The organism is Vibrio sp. 970 (genome assembly GCF_033339075.1).
Genome location: NZ_JAWOTW010000005.1, coordinates 87565 through 108789 on the forward strand (window position 1 = coordinate 87565; position 21225 = coordinate 108789).

Genomic DNA, 21225 nt, shown 5'->3' on the forward strand with positions numbered 1-21225 from the left:
ACGCCTATTCAAAAATACTGACGGAATTTTAAATGAAAATTTGGAAATCAATCTTATTCACGACCCTACTCTCTTGCGGAGCGGTTGCAGCACCAGTAGAGATCGATAAGGTTGCGGTCATCGTGAACGACGGTGTAGTTCTACAAAGCGACATCGAAACAGCGATGAAAACGCTGCAAGCCAACGCTCGTCAAAGTGGAAAGAGCTTACCTTCTACCAGCGTATTAAAAGAACAAGTTGTTGAAAAACTTATCATTGACACGTTGCAAGGCCAAGAAGCAGACCGTATTGGTGTGCGTATTGACGACAACCGTTTAAACCAAGCGATTGCAGAGATCGCGCGTAATAATGAGCAATCGGTAGAACAACTCGCCGCTTCTGTAGAAAGTGAAGGTTTAAGTTACCCAGAATTCCGCGAACAAATTCGTAAGGAAATCGCCGCATCAGAAGCTCGCAATGCACTGGTTCGTCGCCGTATTAATATCCTTCCAGCAGAGGTCGATAGCCTTGCTGAGCAACTATCACAAGAAACCAATGCGACTGTTCAATACAAAATTGGACACATTCAACTGCGCTTCTCTGACGATAAAGAAAAATCTGCTGTAGAAGCAGAAGCTAAAGCGCTCGCGAAAAAGCTAAACGAAGGTGCAGACTTTACGGAGATGGCCTACACCTACTCAAAAGGTCCTAAAGCTTTACAAGGTGGTGACTGGGGCTGGATGCGTAAAGAAGAGATGCCAACCATCTTTGCTGATCAGATCAAGATGCAAAACAAAGGCAGCATTATTGGTCCATTCCGTAGTGGCGTTGGTTTCCACATCCTAAAAATAGAGGATGTAAAAGGCCTAGAAACGGTTGCGGTAACGGAAGTAAATGCGCGTCATATTTTGATTAAACCAACAGTGATTCTGAGCGACGAAGGGGCGAAGAAGCAACTGAATGAATTTGTACGCCGCATCAAAGCCGGTGAAGCAACGTTCGCTCAATTGGCAACACAATACAGTCAAGATCCTGGCTCGGCAGCACAAGACGGTGAACTAGGTTATCAAACACCAGATCTTTACGTGCCAGAATTCAAGCACCAAGTAGAAACTCTGCCAGTTGGCTCAATCAGCGAACCGTTCAAAACCGTTCACGGCTGGCATATCGTTGAAGTGTTGGATCGTCGCCAAGTTGACCGTACTGACTCAGCGATGAAGAACAAAGCTTACCGTATTCTATTTAACCGTAAATTTAATGAAGAAGCGGGCGCATGGATGCAAGAGCTACGCGCAAGTGCGTTTGTTGAAATCGTGGATGACAACAATGACAACTAATACAATTCGTAGAATTGTCGTAACCGCAGGGGAACCTGCGGGTATCGGCCCAGACTTAGTGCTTGCCCTATCGAAAGAAGATTGGGCGCACCAAATTGTCGTCTGTGCCGATAAGAATATGCTGACGGAGCGAGCCAAGCAGCTTGGCATCGAAGTCCAACTGTCTGATTACAATCCAGAAGAAGCACCTAAAGCACAAAAAGCGGGCACGCTTATCGTTGACCATATCCAAATATCGGAACCTGCGGTCGCAGGCGAGCTCAATGAAGCGAATGGCCACTATGTACTAAAAACGCTAGAAAGAGCGGCTTTAGGCTGTATGAATGATGAATTTGATGCTATTGTCACCGGCCCTGTTCATAAGGGGGTGATTAATCGCGCAGGTGTTGCATTCAGTGGTCATACTGAATTTTTCGCCGAGAAGTCACAAACGCCGCTAGTCGTAATGATGCTAGCAACGGAAGGACTACGCGTGGCGCTGGTTACAACACATATTCCTTTAGCTTATGTGTCCAAAGCTGTCACCGAAGAGCGATTAGAAAAAATCATCGATATTCTTCATAAAGACCTTGTAGAAAAGTTTGCTATCGCACAACCAAACATCTACGTTTGCGGGCTTAACCCTCATGCTGGCGAAGATGGCTGCTTAGGTCGTGAAGAGATCGAAACCATCACTCCGACACTGGAAAAAATTCGACAAGAAAAAGGTATCAACCTGATCGGCCCTCTGCCGGCTGATACCATTTTCAATGAAAAATATTTAAATGATGCTGATGCTGTTTTAGGCATGTACCATGATCAAGTGTTGCCAGTATTGAAATACAAAGGCTTTGGTCGTTCAGTAAACATTACTCTTGGTCTACCTTTTATTAGAACATCGGTGGACCACGGTACTGCATTAGATCTGGCAGGGACAGGTCAAGCGGATACAGGGAGTTTCCGAACAGCGCTCACGCATGCGATAGATTTGGTAGAGAAGAAACAATGAGAAATGATGTCCATTTAGGACACAAAGCGCGTAAACGTTTTGGTCAAAACTTCCTGAACGATCCATACATTATTGATGGAATCGTATCAGCGATTAACCCAAAACCAGGTCAAAACCTGGTTGAAATCGGTCCTGGTCTTGGTGCAATCACTGAGCCAGTAGGTCGTGAAGTAGATAAGTTCACAGTTATCGAATTAGACCGCGATCTGGCGGAACGCCTACGTACTCACCCTGAACTGGCAGATAAGTTGACCATCCATGAGGGTGACGCTATGCGTTTTGACTTCACTCAACTAGTGAAGCCAAACAACAAGCTGCGCATTTTTGGTAACTTGCCGTACAACATCTCTACACCATTGATGTTCCACCTTTTCGAGTTCCATAAAGACATTCAAGACATGCACTTTATGTTGCAAAAAGAAGTGGTAAACCGCTTAGCCGCCGGCCCTGGCAGCAAAGCTTACGGCCGTTTAACGGTAATGGCTCAGTACTACTGTAAAGTGGTACCGGTACTGGAAGTACCGCCAACGGCATTCGTTCCACCACCGAAAGTGGATTCTGCCGTTGTTCGTTTAGTGCCTTACGAAGAGCTGCCATGCCCGGCGAAAGATCTGCGTTTGCTCGATCGCGTTTGTCGTGAAGGCTTTAACCAACGTCGTAAAACAGTTCGTAACTGCTACAAATCGTTGTTAAGCACAGAAGTACTAGAAGAGCTAGGTGTTAATCCAAGCATGCGTCCAGAGAACCTGACGCTAGAACAATTCGTCGCAATGGCGAACTGGCTTGCGGATAACCCGCAGCACTAAGAACTCAAACAATGAGCCAAACCCTTGTAGGTTTGGCTTATTATTATTGGGATATTACGTTTCTGAGGAGTGCACATGGACGTCATTCAACCTTGCATCAAAATTCAAGTTCACACCAAATACATCGAAGAACAGTCCAACCCAGAGCTACAACGCTACGTTTTCGCTTATATCATCACCATCAAAAACCTTAGCCAACAAACCGTACAGTTAGTGAGCCGCCGCTGGCTAATCACAGACTCGAATGGCAAGCAAATGACGGTTGAAGGTGACGGCGTGGTAGGCCAGCAGCCCTTTATTCCAAGCAATGATGAATACACGTACAGTAGCGGAACCGCGTTAGAAACCCCTGTCGGCGTTATGCAAGGACACTACAAAATGCTGGATGAAAACGGGCAAGAGTTCATCACCGAAATTGAACCATTTCGCTTGGCTGTTCCAAATGTTTTAAATTAGTAAATTGGAGATTCAGTGGCTACCTACATTGTTGGTGACATCCAAGGCTGTTTTGATGAATTGCAGCGACTACTAGAAAAAGTATCTTTCTCTGCGAAAAAAGACCAACTTTGGCTTGCTGGTGATTTGGTCGCCAGAGGGCCTAAATCACTAGAAACGTTACGCTTTGTGAAGTCACTTGGCGCAAGCGCAATCGTGGTGCTTGGTAATCACGACCTTCACCTTCTCGCAGTGGCTCACGGGATAAAAAAGGTCAAAGACAAAGATAGAACCGCACCTATTTTCACGGCCCCTGACAAAGAGGAACTACTGACATGGCTAGCTCAGCAACCTCTATTGGCCGAGCATGACGAGTTCGTGATGTGTCACGCTGGCATATCACCGCAGTGGAATCTAAAAACAGCGAGAAAGTGTGCCCGTGAAGTTGAGCGCATCATCCAAAGTGAAGAGCTGCCTTGGCTATTAAAAAACATGTACAGCAATCAACCTGATTCCTGGGATGACTCTCTACAGGGTTTGGACCGATACCGTTATATTATCAATGCTTTTACGCGGATGCGCTTTTGTTTCCCTGATGGTCGTTTGGATATGGATTGTAAATTGCCACCGCAACAAGTTTCCGGTAACGAACTTATTCCATGGTTTGATGTGCCTAAACGTATCCACTTAAACAAAGCGGTGCTCTTTGGGCACTGGGCTGCACTACAAGGCTATATGAACAACGAAGTCATCGGGCTAGATACTGGCTGCGTTTGGGGCGGAAGCCTAACCATGATCCGTTGGGAAGATAAGAAAATTTTTACTCAGGATGCGTTAAGTTAAACACTGAATAACAGTCGATAATCCATAGTAGGAAGAATACTTGTCACTTAACACCTCCTGTAGGGTCATTCCAACGAGCCTTAACGAGACTAGGAATCTAATATCCTCGCGCTGCGAATAGATAGAAATACCTTTGACAACAAAGTACTCGTATAGAGGCTCCTGAATCTCGCTCTTTCGTCGCTTTTCAGGATGACGGTAGGTTGGAATGTCCACTCGCTGTTATACGAACGGCATTACCGTATTAACTACGCGGTGTTAATCTCGAATTACTTTTCTAACACAGTAAAGCGCATGTTGTAGGCGTTCTTCTCATCGGCTTGATACATTTCTGAGTAAGTTTCCTTAAATTGATCTCCCCAGTCTGGGAACTGAGTATCACCATCAATCGCGGCTTCAATGTGTGTTACATACAGTTTATTGGCCATCGGCAGACAAGATGCGTAAATCGCACCACCACCAATGATCATCACTTCTTCCACGTCACCAGCCACGTCCAAAGCTTGCTCAATCGATGTTACGGTAGTGACGCCTTCGATCTTTAGTGTCTCATCACGGCTGATAACAATATTCAAGCGACCAGGTAAAGGGCGACCAATAGACTCATAGGTTTTGCGTCCCATCAAAACCGGTTTTCCCATGGTACAACGCTTAAACCAAGCGAAATCGGCGGGAAGATGCCAAGGCATTTGATTGTCTTTGCCAATGATGCGATTGTCGGCCATCGCGGCAATCATACTAATGATCATGTTAGGTCCTTATACAATTGGTCTGCGGCGATAGAATAACAGCCCTGGAACCGCAAGACCAACAGCTAAACCTGCAATAATAAACATGGCCTTAAGAAAGTTTTCCATACAGGTTGCGACAAGCTCGGGTGAGTAGCCAACATGATTGATCTCTACCATAGCGATCATTGCTTTGTACGCAAACACACCCGGCACCATCGGGATCAAAGCAGCCACAGTAAACACTTTTGGATGCGCGAGAAAACGGTGAGACCAGTACACACCAATCATCCCAACTAACGTCGCGGCAAAAAAGGTTGCCCACTCAATAGGAATGCCAAACTGCATCATCAAGTAGCGGCTACCATGACCAATCGCACCACCAACAGCGCAATACACTAAAGCCCTTTGTGGCACGTTAAAAACCAATGCAAATCCTACGGCGGGAATCGCCGCAAAAAACATGTCATTCAACAGGCCAAACATCAAATCAAATAAACTCATTAGATAGCCCACCCCCAAATTCCAGTTACACTCATCGCAGCAACGATCCCCAAACATGTCGCCAACGTTAGTAAACTAGCCATCACAAATCGAGCAATCCCCATATTAATGTGGCCTTTCAACATATCTGCGACAGAGTTAATGAGTGGGAAACCAGGTACAAGCATTAATACTGACGATGCCATTGCTACGGTAGGTAGATTACCGATTTGGTAAATTTCCGCCTGTGCTGAAATTAAGGTAGTCACAAAAGCGGTCGCAGCAAAGTTCAATAGAGGGTTGAAATGACGATGACCAATTTCTTGGCGAACGATCATGCCACCAGCTGAAGCTAAAAAGGTCATGATGAATACTCCCCAATCACCACCAGCAAGATGACTGAATGCCGCACAAGACAAGCCAATCATAAACACCACCAACCAGCGGTTATAACGCTCTGGACTGATAGCGTTCAGCTTTTTCTGCGCCATGGTTGAATCGAGCAAACCACGTTCCATCATGATACAGATTCGTTGAATTTGCGTAATAACGCGCATATTGATGCCACGATCAGCGCAGCTTCGGGTGGTGGTGATGCAATGCCCATCCATTACCGTCGTCACAACCAATGCATTAGCTGATAGTGCTACCGCAACTTCATTCACCCCACAAGCTAGGCCAATACGACGCATAATATCGCTCACAAGAGTACTTTCAGCACCATGAGCAAGTAGCATTTGTCCGGCTTGGGCGACAAGACGAGAAATCGATCGTTGAGTAGATACCGCCAACTCTCTAGGCGGTATGGTTTCTAGAGTCATAAATAAGTCTAATTCCTTTTAGGGTGTTACTCATTCATACGCGCGAGGGCTAAACTAACCCTCAAAAAACACGACGTATCGGTTATTGTGCCGTAAATCACATCACCTAAATATGATTTAGATACAAAAAAAGCCGCAATAAATAATTGCGGCTTAATGAATTATAGGCAAACAGGCATTGTTTGACCGTTCTGATTAGTCACGAACGTAGACAACGTGACCGTCATCTTCTTCATCGTCCCAGTCATCCCAATCGTCGTCGTCATCTTCAGTGATAACGTCTTTACCCGCCATCGCATCTTTATGGTAATCATCCCACATGAAGTTAACTTTATCTTCTTCAGCCACTTCTTCCTCTTCGCGAGGTAGGTTATCCATAAAGTCAGCCAGTTTGTAACAAAGCTCTTTAGTACCGTTACGATTGATCGCCGAGATCTTAAAGTACTCGTCTTCCCAACCTAGTGCGTCTAAGATTTCTTGGATCTTCTCATTCGCTTCTTCTTCAGGCATTAGATCAACTTTGTTGAACACTAACCAGCGCGGCTTACTTGCCAGTTTTTCGCTGTATTGTTCTAATTCATCAATGATCGTCAATGCATTTTGCACCGGATCGGACTGATCAATTGGCATAATATCGATCATGTGCAGCAACACTCGACAACGCTCTAAGTGCTTCAAGAATCGAATACCAAGGCCAGCGCCATCTGCTGCACCCTCGATCAAACCAGGGATGTCTGCAACAACAAAACTTTTCTCTGGTACGACACTTACGACACCCAAGCTTGGAATCAAAGTCGTGAATGGGTAATCAGCGACTTTCGGTTTTGCTGCTGATACTGCGCGGATAAAGGTTGATTTACCAGCATTAGGTAGACCAAGCATACCCACATCAGCAAGAAGCAATAGCTCAAGGCGAATTTCGCGTACTTCACCCTTTGTACCCAATGTTCTCTGACGAGGCGCGCGGTTTACTGAAGATTTGAAACGCGTATTACCTAGACCGTGCCAACCGCCTTTTGCGATCATCACTTTCTTACCGTGTTCAGCAACTTCCGCCACGATTTCATTTGTGTGGATATCCACAGCGCGCGTACCCACAGGTACACGAAGAACAATGTCTTTACCACGCTTACCTGTACAGTTACCACCGCGACCGTTTTCACCACGCTCAGCTTCGTAGAAGCGCTGGAAACGGTAATCAATCAGGGTATTTAGGTTTTCATCAGCTTGGATATAAACATCACCACCGTCACCGCCATCACCGCCATCAGGGCCACCTTTAGTGATGAATTTTTCACGCCAGAAACTGACAACGCCACTACCGCCATCACCAGCCTGAACTTTTACTACCGCTTCATCTACGAACTTCATCTTTTACTCCGACTACTTCGTGCGTGGATTAAATCTTACTATGTCATCCGACAATTTTAGCAGATGACAGATCTAAGCTCCCAGATTCAAATCGCTTAGGATCTTAGCGAGAAACTTCGATATGTCGACTGCCACAAATAAAAAACCCCGCCGATTCGGCAGGGCTTTTGAATTCAGCTTAAAGCTATTAAGTAATTTGGTTAAAAACCTAATTACTCAGCTTCGATGCTTACAAACTTACGGTTCTTAGGACCTTTCACTTCGAACTTCACTTTACCTTCAGTAAGAGCGAATAGAGTGTGGTCTTTACCGATACCTACGTTGTTACCAGCGTGGAACTTAGTACCACGTTGACGAACGATGATGTTACCTGCAAGTACAGATTCACCACCGAAACGCTTAACACCTAGACGTTTGCTTTCTGAATCGCGGCCGTTACGAGTAGAACCACCAGCTTTTTTGTGTGCCATTGTTAAACTCTCCTAATAGATTAAGCGTTGATACCAGTGATCTTCACTTCAGTGAACCACTGACGGTGACCCTGTTGCTTACGAGAGTGCTTACGACGACGGAACTTAACGATTTTAACTTTATCGCCACGACCGTGTTGTACAACTTCAGCAACAATTTTGCCGCCCTCTACAAGAGGAGCACCAACTTTGATGTCTTCGCCGTTAGCAACAAGAAGAACTTTATCAAATTCTACAGTTGCACCAGTTTCAACGTCTAATTTCTCTAAACGAAGAGTTTGACCTTCGCTTACACGGTGTTGTTTACCACCAGATTGGAAAACAGCGTACATATTTTACTCCGCTTTTTCCGCACAGCCTTTCTTGAGGGTGTGCGCTAAACTAATCATCAATAGGGCGCAGATTCTACAGAATAGATGCTCCTATGACAAGCCATATTTTGAAAAAATTGGCGAAAAGCTAATCGCCAAAGAAAAGTGCGGCAATCATGCCCTTTAGTAATGTATTAATCAACGTTTTTTAGTGTATTATTCGACAATTATATAAATCGAATAAGCCTTGCAGGGTCTAACTTCAGCCGGATATACGATGGATTTTAAAACTATCCAAGCGCTTACTGCCGATGACATGGCAAAAGTGAATGAAACAATTCAAGCCCAACTTAATTCTGATGTCTCTTTAATCAACCAGCTCGGTTTTTATATCGTGAGTGGTGGAGGCAAACGTCTAAGACCGCTTTTAGCGATACTGTCAGCCCGTGCACTTGGTTACCAAGGCAATGGTCATACAATGGCAGCTGCGTTTATTGAGTTCATCCATACAGCGACTTTGCTGCATGATGACGTGGTAGATGAATCAGACATGCGCCGTGGTAAAGCCACTGCGAATGCAGCATTTGGCAATGCGGCTAGCGTATTAGTTGGGGACTTTATCTATACACGCTCATTTCAGATGATGACAGAACTAGGATCCATGAAGATCCTTAAACTAATGAGCAATGCCGTAAACGTGATCGCCGAAGGTGAAGTACAGCAGTTGATGAACTGTAACGACCCTGACACGACAGAAGAAAGCTACATGCAAGTCATCTACTCTAAGACTGCGCGCTTATTTGAATCCGCAACTCAAATCGGTGCAATCTTAAATGATGCTCCTGAGCATGTTGAAATCGCAATGCAAAATTACGGTAAGTATCTAGGCACTGCGTTTCAGCTCATTGATGACGTCATGGATTACACTTCTGATGGCGAAGACATGGGTAAAAATGTGGGTGATGACTTGGCCGAAGGCAAGCCAACTTTACCTCTACTCCATGCTATGCGTAATACCACACCAGAAAACGCCATCATGATTCGTGAAGCGATTGAGAAAGCGAATGGCATGGATCGCTTAGAAGAAATTCTTGCGGTCATGAAAGAAGCAGGCTCTCTGGAATACACAACGCAAAAAGCTCTAGAAGAAGCAGACAAAGCAATCGCAGAACTATCAGTGTTGCCAGAGTCTGAATACAAACAAGCGCTTGTTACTCTGGCTCATGTCGCTGTACAACGCACGAAGTAATCAATAGCTACCCATAACGCAAGGCTTATAGCTAAAAGGAAGAGCATGCTCTTCCTTTTTTACGTTTGATACCTAATGACGACGCCCGAGACGCTAGTAATATCTGTCACTACCGCCATGCAGTTGTGGATCATCTTCTATTTCATCAAAGCTAACGGCGAGCTGCTGTTCAGTCCCTTGTTTGGACAACAATACCGTCTCTGCTTCATGGTCGACCACTAATATCGTACCGACGCCTTGTTGGCACTCAACAACCATGCCTTTACGGATTCGACTCGCTTCCATCATCTTCTCCTTCACTACGTGGTTTTATTCGACCATTTTTACGAAGTTGAGAAATCAAGGATCAAAAAAGCCGATCAAAGTGATCGGCTTTCTTCTTATATAGGCTTTCTAGATTACTTTGCGAATTCAACACCAATGTTGATGTCGCCATTTAGTGTTTCTAGCATACCGTCTAATGCAGACTTTTCGTAATCGCTGAGTTTGCCGTAGCTTAGTACTTCTTCAACGCCTTCTTTACCCAGTTTCACAGGTTGCGCGAAGTACGTCGCGTGTTCGCCGTCGCCTTCAACGTAAGCGCACTCAACTACGCCTTCTTCACCTTGAAGAGCACGAACCAGAGACAGACCAAAGCGACATGCAGCTTGGCCCATTGATAGTGTTGCACTACCACCACCCGCTTTCGCTTCTACAACTTCAGTACCTGCATTTTGAATACGTTTCGTTAATGCTTCTACTTCTTCAGCTGTAAACTCAACACCTTCTACTTGAGACAGTAGAGGTAAGATCGTTACGCCAGAGTGACCACCAATAACTGGCACGCGAACGTCACCTGGATCTTTGTCTTTTAGCTCAGCAACAAACGTTTCTGAACGGATAACATCCAACGTTGTTACACCAAATAGACGACGCTTATCATAAACACCCGCTTTTTTAAGAACTTCAGCAGCAATTGGCACTGTTGTATTTACAGGGTTTGTGATGATACCAACACAAGCTTTCGGACAAACAACCGCAATCTTCTCCGCAAGCGATTTAACGATACCAGCGTTTACATTAAATAGATCCGCACGATCCATACCTGGCTTACGCGCAACACCAGCAGAAATTAGCACAACATCCGCGCCTTCTAGTGCTGGAGTAGGATCTTCACCAGCGTAACCTTTGATAGAAACTGGCGTAGGGATGTGGCTAAGATCAGCGGCCACACCAGGAGTTACTGGAGCAATATCATATAGGGCTAGATCAGAACCAGCAGGAAGACGGTTCTTAAGTAGAAGGGCCAGGGCTTGACCGATGCCACCAGCGGCACCAATAACGGCTACTTTCATGTAGTTCTCCTTGAGAGTATTTCTCTTATAAACGTATTCGTAGGGTAGTTTGTAACCAACTTAAATAAAGCTATCGGAATCACAACTTGATTACAATCAATTAACGCTAGCTTTGCGACCTCGCGCAACTCGCTGTTACCGTGCTACAAATGGGGCTTGGATTATTCTTTTATTCTGTTGAAATGACAAGGAATTCAAGACAACAGATACGGCCCTACTTCAGCGCGCTAAAGAATTCTATGTGGTATATAGTTTACAGTGACGCATCTAACATAATCCTGGGACTCTTTGGCACCGCCTGAATATATATGCGAGAATATGCAAAATTGCTGACCCGTAATAAGAGATTTGTAATGACTATGCGCAATTCAGAAAAACAAGACAACTTAGTTCGCGCCTTTAAAGCCCTGTTAAAAGAAGAAAGCTTTGGCTCACAGGGCGAGATTGTTGACGCACTCAAACAGCAAGGGTTTGAGAGTATCAACCAATCTAAAGTCTCACGTATGCTGACTAAATTTGGCGCCGTCCGTACGCGCAATGCAAAAATGGAAATGGTTTACTGTCTTCCTGCTGAGCTAGGTGTCCCAACAGTCAGCAGCTCTCTGCGTGAACTGGTACTAGACATCGATCGTAACGCAGCGTTAGTAGTAATTCACACCGGCCCAGGTGCAGCACAGTTGATTGCTCGCTTGCTTGATTCACTCGGTAAATCCGAAGGTATTCTTGGTGTTGTCGCAGGTGACGATACCATTTTCATTACGCCAACCATGGCAATTACGACTGAGCAACTCTTCAAATCAGTGTGCGAGCTGTTCGAATATACTGGTTAAGTTCTATAAAGCTTCAATCAGCTAACTCATTGTGGGTTATAAAAGAAGTCTCATTTTGTAGCCCATAATTTATGTAAATTTTTTGCTTACTCCGCTCATTCTTTAACCATCCATTTTGTGATTAACATCACGCAATTGATCTTTTTCATTTCAGTCACTAAATGTTAATTAAGTAATTGTTATAAAAAGAATTAAATCACAAATTGAATCCTATCCCCTGATACAAAATTCAGACTTATCAACTATAACATTTAACAATTGGATAATTTTCTGCCAATTTTTTGTTATGATTCGCTCGCTTTTTCAAACGATTGGATTGAAAAAGGTGCCGTTTCCAAATAGGAAACTCCAGAAGTGATTTATGGTTATTTCCGGGTAAATAATGAATATAAGGAAGGGAAATTCATGGCATTTAACAAACTTCTCAAAGTAGGCGCTATCGCTGCAGCCGTAATGGGCGCAGGCGCAGTTAACGCTCAAGAGTTTATTACCATCGGTACTGGCTCTGTGACTGGTGTTTACTACCCAACTGGTGGTGCTATCTGTAAGTTGGTAAATAAAGGTCGTAAAGACCACAACATCCGTTGTTCAGTAGAATCAACTGGTGGCTCAATTTACAACGTTAACACTATCCGTGCAGGCGAATTAGATTTTGGTATCGTGCAATCGGATTGGCAGTACCACGGCTACAACGGTACGAGCAAGTTTGAAGAACAAGGCCCGTACAAGAAGCTACGCGCAATGTTCTCTCTTCATACAGAACCTTTCAACATCATTGCGCGTGCAGATTCAGGTATTGAAAACGTTGAAGACCTGAAAGGTAAGCGCGTAAACATCGGTAATCCAGGCTCTGGTGACCGTGCAACGATGGGCGTTGTCATGGAAGCGATGGGTTGGACAAACGACAGCTTCAAATTGGCGTCTGAGCTAAAAGGCTCTGAACGCTCTCAGGCACTTTGTGATAACAAAATTGACGCCTTCATTTACATGGTCGGCCACCCGAACGGTTCAATCAAAGAAGCAACCACATCATGTGATGCGAAGCTAGTTTCAGCAACAGGCCCTAAAATCGATAAAATTGTTGCCGACAACCCATACTACGCCTTTAGCTCAGTACCGGCTGGTATGTACCGCGGCACAGACAAAGACGTAAACAGCTTTGGTGTTGCAGCAACAATGGTAACGACCTCTGATGTTTCAGACGATGTCGCTTACAACGTGGCAAAAGCTGTGTTTGAAAACTTTGATACCTTCAAGCGTCTACACCCTGCATTCGCAAACTTGAAGAAAGAAGACATGGTGAAAGCTGGTCTTTCTATTCCTCTTCACCCAGGTGCAGAAAAATACTACAAAGAAATGGGTCTAATTAAGTAATTTCCTCAGACTCTACATACAGGCAGGAAAGAATATTTTCTGCCTGTTTGAGCATACAGGTTGTAGCACGTTCTAACTGTATGCTTCATTCGCCAGTTTTCTTCTGAAAACTGCGAGCTCATACCCAAGAAAACTTAAACGCCGCCTAACAGAGTATCCAACAATCAACACTTTGAGTTCAGGCAGCAAAATACTCGAAAGCAAACTTCGCTCCATTCACTACACTGATAGAGGCGAAGTGTGGTTCTCGATAAAAATCAGACAGGACCATCAATAATAAGGAAAAAGTACATGGCGACGAATCAAGCTCCGTCACAAGATGTGCAAGAAATGGTGGCTCAGGCAGACACAGGTGCACGTAGCCCTTCGGGAATGCAAGGACGAATCCTTTGGTTTGTTCCTCTGTGTTGGTCACTATTTCAATTATGGTACGCATCCCCGTTACCATTTATTTTCAATTTTGGCGTACTGAACGACACGGAAGCGCGATCTATCCACCTTACTTTCGCGATCTTTTTGGCTTTCACTGCTTATCCAGCGATGAAGAATTCTCCTCGCGATCATATCCCTCTTGTTGATTGGATACTCGCGTTGGCTGGCAGCTTTTCAGCAGCCTATATATACCTTTTTTATACCGAGCTAGCAGGACGCTCAGGCGCACCGACAACGGTTGATATCGTTGTTGCTGTTATCGGTATGATCCTCCTTTTAGAAGCAACACGCCGAGCTCTTGGTCCACCATTAATGGTCGTGGCTGCTGTTTTCCTTACTTACACCTTTGCAGGCCCTTACATGCCTGACGTTATCGCGCACAAAGGGGCAAGCTTGAACAAGGCCATGTCTCACTTGTGGCTAACAACAGAAGGCGTATTTGGGGTTGCGCTAGGTGTTTCTACCTCTTTTGTCTTCTTGTTTGTATTGTTTGGAGCAATGCTGGAACGCGCTGGTGCTGGTGCTTACTTCATTAAAGTTGCCTTCTCGTTACTTGGCCATATGAAAGGTGGTCCAGCTAAAGCGGCCGTTGTTGCATCAGGTTTATCTGGTCTGGTTTCTGGTTCTTCAATCGCAAACGTAGTAACAACTGGCACCTTTACGATTCCACTGATGAAGCGTGTTGGCTTTCCCGGCACAAAAGCGGGTGCGGTAGAGGTAGCGGCTTCAACCAATGGTCAGTTAACACCGCCAATCATGGGTGCAGCAGCATTTTTGATGGTGGAATACGTCGGTATCTCCTACGTTGAGGTGATTAAAGCCGCCCTACTTCCAGCGCTAATCTCTTATATTGCTTTAATTTACATTGTTCACCTTGAAGCGTGTAAAGCAGGCATGACAGGCCTTCCTCGTCGCCACAACCCAACACTAGTACAAAGTCTGCTGTCCTTTACTGGCACAATCTTAGGATTGTGTGTGATCAGCGCATTGGTTTACTACGGAGTGGGTTGGACAAAGGACGTCTTTGGTGATGCCGCGACACCAATTGTTACCGTCGCACTATTAATCGCGTACGTTGGGTTGGTGAAAGTCTCAGCAAATCACGTGCAAGATGGCGCAATTGAGATTGATGCAGAATTAACAGAAGTACCTGATCCTGGCCCAACCGTTAAGTCAGGCTTGCACTACCTACTCCCTATCGTCGTATTGGTTTGGTGTTTGACTGTCGAACGTTTCTCACCTGGCCTTTCGGCATTCTGGGCAACGGTGTTCATGATTTTCATTTTGCTGACTCAACGTCCGTTGATTGCACTGCTGTCAAAGCAAGGTGACATGCTTCAGCAAACCAAAGATGGCTTTGTCGATCTTGCCGAGAGCTTAGTTTCTGGTGCGCGCAATATGATTGGTATCGGCGTTGCAACCGCGGCAGCGGGCACCGTTGTTGGTGTTGTTACACTAACGGGTATCGGCCTAGTGATGACCGACTTCGTCGAGTTTATCTCTGGTGGCAGCATCATTCTTATGCTGCTCTTTACCGCCATCATTAGCTTGGTTCTGGGGATGGGTCTGCCAACAACGGCGAACTATATCGTGGTCTCTACGCTAATGGCGCCGGTTATTGTTACGCTCGGCGCAGCACATGGCTTAATTATTCCGTTGATAGCGGTGCACTTGTTCGTTTTCTACTTTGGTATTTTGGCCGACGATACCCCACCTGTAGGCCTTGCGGCTTTTGCAGCAGCAGCAATTGCGAAATCAGATCCAATTCGTACTGGTATCCAAGGTTTTACTTACGATATTCGAACCGCTATTTTGCCGTTCATGTTTGTGTTCAATACCCAGCTATTGTTAATGGGGATCGACTCTTGGTGGCATTTGGCACTCACGGTCATCTCATCGATCATTGCAATGCTGATTTTCTCTGCGGCAACTCAAGGGTGGTGGTTCACGCGTAACAAGTGGTGGGAAACAGTCCTATTATTAGTACTGACGTTTTCGTTTTTCCGTCCAGGTTTTTGGTGGGACATGCTGTACCCAGCGAAAGTTCTTTCTCCTGGCGTTGAGGTAGCTCAAATCACGGAAACACTAAATGTAGGAGAATCATTGGAGTTACGTGTTGCCGGTGAAAACCTTGAGGGCGACTACATTGAGAAAACGGTTCGTCTTCCATTCGAAGACAGTGCGACAACAGCAGACGCACGTATTTCATCTATGGGTCTGATGCTGACCGAAAGTGACAACAAAATGATTGTCGATATGGTTGAATTTGGTAGTCCAGCAGAGTCCGCAGGTATCGACTTTGATTGGGAAATCAAGTGGGTTATCCAGGATGCAGACCGTCCGATGAAAGAGTGGGTGTTTGTACCATGCTTAATGATTTTGCTGGTGCTTGCAATGAACCAAAAACGTCGTGCTCGTAAGGAACAATTGAGCGCATAACCGATTTGGCCCCGAGGATAAAGGGGCCTTAATGAGAGACATTGAATGTACAAACAAATTCTTGTTCCGGTTGATCTAAATGACCAAGGCTTTTCAGACCGAGCGGTTGAACTAGCGGTTTGGCAGGCAAAGCAAGCAAATGCTCAAATCCATCTTCTGACGGTACTACCTGGTATTCACATGTCGATGGTTGCCACATACTTTCCGAAAGATGCTGCGGCCAAAATGAAGCAAGACGTGAAGCAGCAACTAAAAACTTTCGCTAATGAGCATATTGCTGAAGATGTGGTTTACCAAGTGCATGTTGCTGAAGGCAAGGCCTACGCGACCATTCTTGATTATGCAGAACGCTTAGGCGCTGATCTCATCATTATGCCAAGTCACAAGCGCTCTAAAATCAATAAAGTAATGCTTGGCTCCGTCGCGAGTAAGGTTGTGGAATATTCTCCAATCAATGTGATGGTCGTAAAACCGCAAGGCTAAGTAAATACAAAAACGAAAAAGGACGCTAACATTAGCGTCCTTTTTATATTAAACAAGTAAGGGTTATGCCATCACTGGGTAATCGGTATAACCTTCTGCTCCACCCAAATAAAAGTGTTCTGGTTTCGCCTCATTAAGAGGTGCATTTTTCTTAAATCGCTCGACTAAATCTGGGTTTGCGATAAAGGGAACGCCAAATGCGACCACATCAACTTTGTTTTCTGCAATTGCTGTTGCCGCTTCTTGTGCACTGTAGCCCACGTTCGCCATTAAGTGACCTTGATAGTTTTCGCGTGCTGGCTTGAGAACATCTGCTTTTTGTACGCCTTTCAGATCCGCACGCATCACGTGCCAATAAGCAAGATCGAAAGAATTAAGTTGCTCTGCTAAGTAACGCACCAAGCCAACTGGATCACTGTCTTTCATGTCATTAAATCCATTTAGCGGAGATGTACGTAGACCGACTCTTCCAGGTCCCCACACCTCAACGACTTCTTTCACTATCTCAAGTAAAAATCGAGCACGATTTTCAACCGAACCACCGTATTCATCGGTACGTAAATTTGAACCGTCACGAAGGAAGTTATCAATAAGATAACCATTGGCGCCATGTATCTCGACCCCATCAAAGCCTGCTTTCTTGGCGTTTTCTGCACCTTGTTTAAACGCCGCAACAATGGAAGCTATCTCATCCACTTCGAGTGCTCGTGGTACCGTATATGCTTGCTTACCCGAAGGGGTATGGACTAATTCATCACGAATGGCCAATGCGCTCGCCGCTACAGGTGTTTTTCCTTCATTCAGATCAGGATGACAAGCTCGTCCCGCATGCCAAATTTGCAGTACAATCTTACCGCCTCTCTCATGAACCGCATCCGTTACCTTTTTCCAAGCTGCGATTTGCTCTTCGTTGTAAATACCCGGCTCTGCCATGAAAGCAGACGTACCTTCCATCACCATGGTGCATTCAGCAATGATAAGTCCGGCACTCGCACGTTGAGCGTAGTATTCAACCATAAGGTCATTAGGAATATGGTCTGCGCCAGCACGAGCTCGCGTTAAAGGCGCCATAATGGCACGGTTATCTAATGCTAATTGACCGAGTTCGATAGGAGAAAATAAGTCTACAGAGTTGGACATGTTGTTTACCTCAAATGACAATAACTTGATGGCTAAGGATGAGGTGCCAGACTATAATCAGATCAATATTGAAACAATATGGATAATTGAAAGTGATTGTTCGCAATTTAGAAACAATTGACTTTAGAACGCTTTCTATCTTTGTCACAAGCTGTCGACTACTGAGCTTAACCAAGTGCGCGCTGGAGTTAAACCTACCGAAATCTACTGTTAGTAAAGCCATAACCAAACTCGAACAACACTTTGAAGCCAAACTGCTAGAGCGCACAACCCGAAAGTTAGTGATCACCGAAGCTGGCCAAATGGTTTTAGAGCGTGCTGCAAGCTTAGTTGAGGAATTCCACTCAATTGGCCATGACGTACAGGAGATGGAACAACAGATCCAAGGCCGGCTGCGTATTTCCGCGCCACCAGCGTTGGATGCGTATATGGCGGAACACATCTTTTTGCCATTTTTAAAACAATGGCCAAAAGTACAAATTGCGTTAGAAGCATCGAACGATTTTGTTGATCTCTTTTCACACGGCTTTGATATGGCAATTCGAGTCGGTCAGATAGTTGATGATCGATTGATCGCAAAAAAATTAGGCTATACCACTCGAGTTCTGGCTGCTAGCCCTGAGTATTTAGCTGAGTTCGGCGTACCTGAAACGCCAGAAGACCTGACAAAACACAACTGTTTGAGGTATCAATATGTTTCAGAAATAGGGCCTTGGACGCTGATCTCACACGATAATACCGTCAATGTTTCAATAACCAGTAACTTCTCAAGTACAACTGTAGAAGCAATATTGAAAGGCGCACTTAAAGGACTAGGCATCGCTAACTTACCTGTGCAGAACATGACGCAAGAGCTAGAAAGTGGCACCTTAGTCAGAGTGTTACCGCAATGGCACACGGTATCAATGCCTATTTATTTAGTCTATCGTCCTGGAGCAAACCGCCCGCGGCGTGTACAAGCAATGATTGACCATATCATGAGCTTAAGATCTCAATTTGAATTTGGACCTCGGCATGGTTTGTGTTGCGGAGAAGCATAACCTAGCAACTATCAGGCACTAGCATGCTGCTCGGATAAATGCCGCAAGCTTCTCACTAGCATGCTGTTCACTCAATGCAGACATATCACCCGCGGCTTCCACTTTACCATCTGCCACAAACACAAAGTGGCTGGCAATCGCTTTGGCATCGCTTAAATGGTGCGTGACCATCAATACGGTTATTCCCCGCTCTGCTGCGAGTTTTTTTACCAAGCTCAGCATCTCTTCACGCAACACCGGATCAAGCGCCGAGAACGGCTCATCCAATAGCCACATGGGATGAGGCTGAACAAAACAACGCGCTAAGGCAACACGTTGACGCTGGCCACCAGAAAGATGCTCTGGCAAACGGTCGAGGTACTCTGCAACACCAACTTGCTGCGCGGCTTGTTCAATCTGACGATTTTGGTCCACCGTAAGCTTTAGCCCTGGGTGTAAGCCCAAACCGATGTTGTCACGCACCGATAAGTGAGCAAACAAATTGTGCTCTTGGAACAACATAGAGAACGGACGCAGATAAGGCTCTTTACGCACAATGGACTCACCATCAACACAAATATCACCACGGTCAGGATGGATGAATCCTGCCACCAACGCCAGCAAGGTTGACTTCCCTGCCCCACTTGGTCCCATCAGCGACACAATCTGTCCTTGCTCAATCGTTAAGTCAAAACGAAACAGTTCACGTTGGTAGGTGTACTGCACATCATCCAACACTAACATTACGCTCTCTCCTTCGTTTTCAATACTTTCTCAATCAAGGCAAAACAGCCCACACTCAACAACAATAAGGTCACCGATACCACCGCAGCCGCGTCCATCTGATAGCTGCCAAGCAGCTGGAATAAATACAGAGGTAAAGTGCGGAACTCTTGTCCGCCAAACAACGCAATAGCACTTAAATCGCCAATCGCAAACATAAAGCTGATCGCAAACGCATGTGCAAACGGCTTGCGTAGCGCCTGCCACTCCACCACTTTAAACCGTTGCCAGCCACGCATGCCTAAGCTGGCACATACATACTGATACTGTTGTTCAATGTGCAGCATTGGCTGCGCTAGCGTTTTGATCACGTAAGGCAAAGCCATCAAACCGTTCACCAAAATCACGACAAAAAATGCCAAGCTAAAAACATCGGTAAATGCGCGCAGTAGTAAGAATAAACCGGTGCTAATCACCAGACCTGGAGTCACCAAAATAACGGTGCCGATTAACTCAATCTGATCGGCTCGCGTGTTTTTGTACTGCAACCGCCAACGGCGACTGGTCAATAGTATGGACACCCCTGCAGCGACCGCAAGCGCGCTAGCGACACAGGCGACTTTGAGGGAGTTCAATAGCGCAGACCAAAAACGCTCATCGGTTAATACTGTCCAAACTTGTTGGTTGATGCCACTCAGTAACACCATCAATAACGGCGGTATTACCAGTAAAAAGGCACCTATGATCCAAAAGCTATCCCAAGCTTTTGACCACCCATGATCCTTCGTTAAATATTGCTGTACCGATGTGCTTCCAGCACTGATAGAAACAGGCCTTGTTAACTTCTGCACTCCAATAGCAAGCAGTCCACATAACAGCATCTGCCACAGCGCCAATAACGCCCCAGCTTGTAAATCAAAATCAAACTTAATCGCTTGGTAAATGGCCAATTCAATGGTGGTGGATTTTGGCCCGCCCCCCAACGCCATTACAGTGGCAAAACTGGTAAAGCACAACATAAACACCAACCCACAAACGTGGGGAAGCTGCTGCCTTAAACGCGGCCATTCTACCCAGCGAAACTTATCCCAATGGCTCATCCCAAGATGCGCGCAAAGCTTATGCTGCTCGGCAGGAATAGACTCCAAGGCTTGCAGAAGCAATCGTGCCGCGTAAGGTAAATTAAAGAACACATGGGCGAGTAAAATGCCGTTCAAACCGTAAATAGAGAATGGCAGTTTAGTGTCGAAACTTTGCAACCACTGCGCCAACAAACCACTGTTGCCATAAATCGCTAACAGCCCAAAAACACCAACCAAAACCGGCAAAACCAGTGTCGATGCAAACAGCTTAAGCAGTAATGATTTACCAATAAATTGGCGACGCGAAAGTGCGTGCGCTACTGGAATGGCAAAGCCAACACTGAGCAATGTGGAAAGAAACGCTTGGTAGAAACTGAACTTGGTGACATGTTGATAGTACGGGTCGCCCCATACCACAGACACATCAAGTGAAGGGGCTTGAACAATCAAAGCACCTAGGGCAGAAATAACAAAGGTCGCGATGATCATCGCGACCCCTAAACCTATTTTTGGAACAGAATTCAAAGGTAAAACCTATCTCATTCAGA

The 21225-nt window shown here is 45.4% G+C and carries 22 protein-coding genes; 11 read left to right on the top strand and 11 right to left on the bottom strand.

Annotated elements, in window-relative coordinates; all coding sequences use genetic code 11:
• Positions 1 to 32 precede the first annotated feature (32 nt).
• The 5 genes from surA to apaH all read left to right on the top strand — a co-directional run bounded on the left by surA (position 33) and on the right by apaH (position 4388).
• Positions 33 to 1316, top strand: coding sequence for a peptidylprolyl isomerase SurA (gene surA, locus R7Q11_RS09160; protein ID WP_005379672.1), 1284 nt, complete (start codon positions 33 to 35; stop codon positions 1314 to 1316).
• Positions 1306 to 2304, top strand: a complete 999-nt coding sequence (pdxA, locus tag R7Q11_RS09165) for a 4-hydroxythreonine-4-phosphate dehydrogenase PdxA (protein WP_005383085.1) — start codon at positions 1306 to 1308, stop codon at positions 2302 to 2304. Before surA ends, pdxA begins: the two co-directional genes overlap by 11 nt.
• Positions 2301 to 3110, top strand: a complete 810-nt coding sequence (gene rsmA / locus R7Q11_RS09170; RefSeq protein WP_005379669.1) for a 16S rRNA (adenine(1518)-N(6)/adenine(1519)-N(6))-dimethyltransferase RsmA — start codon at positions 2301 to 2303, stop codon at positions 3108 to 3110. Before pdxA ends, rsmA begins: the two co-directional genes overlap by 4 nt.
• Before the next feature lie 75 nt (positions 3111 to 3185).
• A complete protein-coding gene (apaG, locus tag R7Q11_RS09175; RefSeq protein ID WP_225466388.1) occupies positions 3186 to 3566 on the top strand; it encodes a Co2+/Mg2+ efflux protein ApaG in 381 nt (126 codons plus the stop codon).
• Positions 3567 to 3581: 15 nt separating this feature from the next.
• Entirely contained in the window at positions 3582 to 4388 is an 807-nt protein-coding gene (gene apaH / locus R7Q11_RS09180; protein ID WP_017820271.1) for a bis(5'-nucleosyl)-tetraphosphatase (symmetrical) ApaH, read from the top strand.
• A gap of 269 nt (positions 4389 to 4657) precedes the next feature.
• Here the strand turns inward: apaH and folA are convergent, their stop codons facing one another.
• From folA to rplU, 6 genes are all read right to left on the bottom strand, one after another.
• A complete protein-coding gene (gene folA, locus R7Q11_RS09185) occupies positions 4658 to 5137 on the bottom strand; it encodes a type 3 dihydrofolate reductase (protein WP_017820272.1) in 480 nt (159 codons plus the stop codon).
• Between the two features lie 9 nt (positions 5138 to 5146).
• Positions 5147 to 5620 (bottom strand): threonine/serine exporter family protein, encoded by a 474-nt coding sequence (locus R7Q11_RS09190; protein ID WP_005379665.1) that lies wholly within the window; start codon positions 5618 to 5620, stop codon positions 5147 to 5149.
• Entirely contained in the window at positions 5620 to 6420 is an 801-nt protein-coding gene (locus tag R7Q11_RS09195; protein WP_005379664.1) for a threonine/serine exporter family protein, read from the bottom strand. The genes R7Q11_RS09190 and R7Q11_RS09195 overlap by 1 nt, the downstream gene beginning before the upstream one ends.
• 195 nt (positions 6421 to 6615) lie before the next feature.
• Positions 6616 to 7791 carry an Obg family GTPase CgtA gene (gene cgtA / locus R7Q11_RS09200; RefSeq protein WP_005383091.1) on the bottom strand — a complete coding sequence of 392 codons (1176 nt, stop codon included), beginning with the start codon at positions 7789 to 7791 and terminating at the stop codon, positions 6616 to 6618.
• A gap of 212 nt (positions 7792 to 8003) precedes the next feature.
• On the bottom strand, positions 8004 to 8261 hold the full coding sequence (gene rpmA / locus R7Q11_RS09205; protein WP_005383095.1) for a 50S ribosomal protein L27: 258 nt from the start codon (positions 8259 to 8261) through the stop codon (positions 8004 to 8006).
• A gap of 20 nt (positions 8262 to 8281) precedes the next feature.
• Positions 8282 to 8593, bottom strand: a complete 312-nt coding sequence (gene rplU, locus R7Q11_RS09210; protein ID WP_005383096.1) for a 50S ribosomal protein L21 — start codon at positions 8591 to 8593, stop codon at positions 8282 to 8284.
• 256 nt (positions 8594 to 8849) lie between these two features.
• Here rplU and ispB point away from each other — a divergent pair, with 256 nt between their 5' ends.
• The gene (gene ispB, locus R7Q11_RS09215; protein WP_005383097.1) at positions 8850 to 9821 is read left to right on the top strand and encodes an octaprenyl diphosphate synthase; all 972 of its coding nucleotides are present in this window, start codon (positions 8850 to 8852) and stop codon (positions 9819 to 9821) included.
• A gap of 93 nt (positions 9822 to 9914) precedes the next feature.
• Here the strand turns inward: ispB and R7Q11_RS09220 are convergent, their stop codons facing one another.
• The gene (locus tag R7Q11_RS09220) at positions 9915 to 10106 is read right to left on the bottom strand and encodes a hypothetical protein (protein WP_005379661.1); all 192 of its coding nucleotides are present in this window, start codon (positions 10104 to 10106) and stop codon (positions 9915 to 9917) included.
• A gap of 113 nt (positions 10107 to 10219) precedes the next feature.
• The gene (mdh, locus tag R7Q11_RS09225; RefSeq protein ID WP_005379660.1) at positions 10220 to 11155 is read right to left on the bottom strand and encodes a malate dehydrogenase; all 936 of its coding nucleotides are present in this window, start codon (positions 11153 to 11155) and stop codon (positions 10220 to 10222) included.
• 359 nt (positions 11156 to 11514) lie between these two features.
• On the opposite strand from mdh, the gene argR reads away from it, so the two are divergent.
• The 4 genes from argR (at position 11515) to R7Q11_RS09245 (ending at position 16713) form a co-directional block, all read left to right on the top strand.
• Positions 11515 to 11985, top strand: coding sequence for a transcriptional regulator ArgR (gene argR / locus R7Q11_RS09230; protein WP_005379659.1), 471 nt, complete (start codon positions 11515 to 11517; stop codon positions 11983 to 11985).
• A gap of 405 nt (positions 11986 to 12390) precedes the next feature.
• Positions 12391 to 13359, top strand: a complete 969-nt coding sequence (locus tag R7Q11_RS09235; protein WP_005379657.1) for a TAXI family TRAP transporter solute-binding subunit — start codon at positions 12391 to 12393, stop codon at positions 13357 to 13359.
• 291 nt (positions 13360 to 13650) lie between these two features.
• The gene (locus tag R7Q11_RS09240; protein WP_005383099.1) at positions 13651 to 16230 is read left to right on the top strand and encodes a TRAP transporter permease; all 2580 of its coding nucleotides are present in this window, start codon (positions 13651 to 13653) and stop codon (positions 16228 to 16230) included.
• A gap of 45 nt (positions 16231 to 16275) precedes the next feature.
• On the top strand, positions 16276 to 16713 hold the full coding sequence (locus R7Q11_RS09245; RefSeq protein ID WP_005379654.1) for a universal stress protein: 438 nt from the start codon (positions 16276 to 16278) through the stop codon (positions 16711 to 16713).
• Between the two features lie 63 nt (positions 16714 to 16776).
• Here the strand turns inward: R7Q11_RS09245 and R7Q11_RS09250 are convergent, their stop codons facing one another.
• A complete protein-coding gene (locus R7Q11_RS09250) occupies positions 16777 to 17853 on the bottom strand; it encodes an alkene reductase (RefSeq protein ID WP_025768366.1) in 1077 nt (358 codons plus the stop codon).
• A gap of 92 nt (positions 17854 to 17945) precedes the next feature.
• On the opposite strand from R7Q11_RS09250, the gene R7Q11_RS09255 reads away from it, so the two are divergent.
• Positions 17946 to 18893 carry a LysR family transcriptional regulator gene (locus R7Q11_RS09255; protein WP_225466389.1) on the top strand — a complete coding sequence of 316 codons (948 nt, stop codon included), beginning with the start codon at positions 17946 to 17948 and terminating at the stop codon, positions 18891 to 18893.
• A gap of 18 nt (positions 18894 to 18911) precedes the next feature.
• Here R7Q11_RS09255 and thiQ read toward each other — a convergent pair whose 3' ends face one another.
• Both thiQ and thiP read right to left on the bottom strand, forming a co-directional pair.
• Positions 18912 to 19616 carry a thiamine ABC transporter ATP-binding protein gene (thiQ, locus tag R7Q11_RS09260; RefSeq protein WP_005379648.1) on the bottom strand — a complete coding sequence of 235 codons (705 nt, stop codon included), beginning with the start codon at positions 19614 to 19616 and terminating at the stop codon, positions 18912 to 18914.
• Entirely contained in the window at positions 19616 to 21202 is a 1587-nt protein-coding gene (gene thiP / locus R7Q11_RS09265) for a thiamine/thiamine pyrophosphate ABC transporter permease ThiP (RefSeq protein WP_017820277.1), read from the bottom strand. Before thiP ends, thiQ begins: the two co-directional genes overlap by 1 nt.
• Positions 21203 to 21225: the final 23 nt, after the last annotated feature.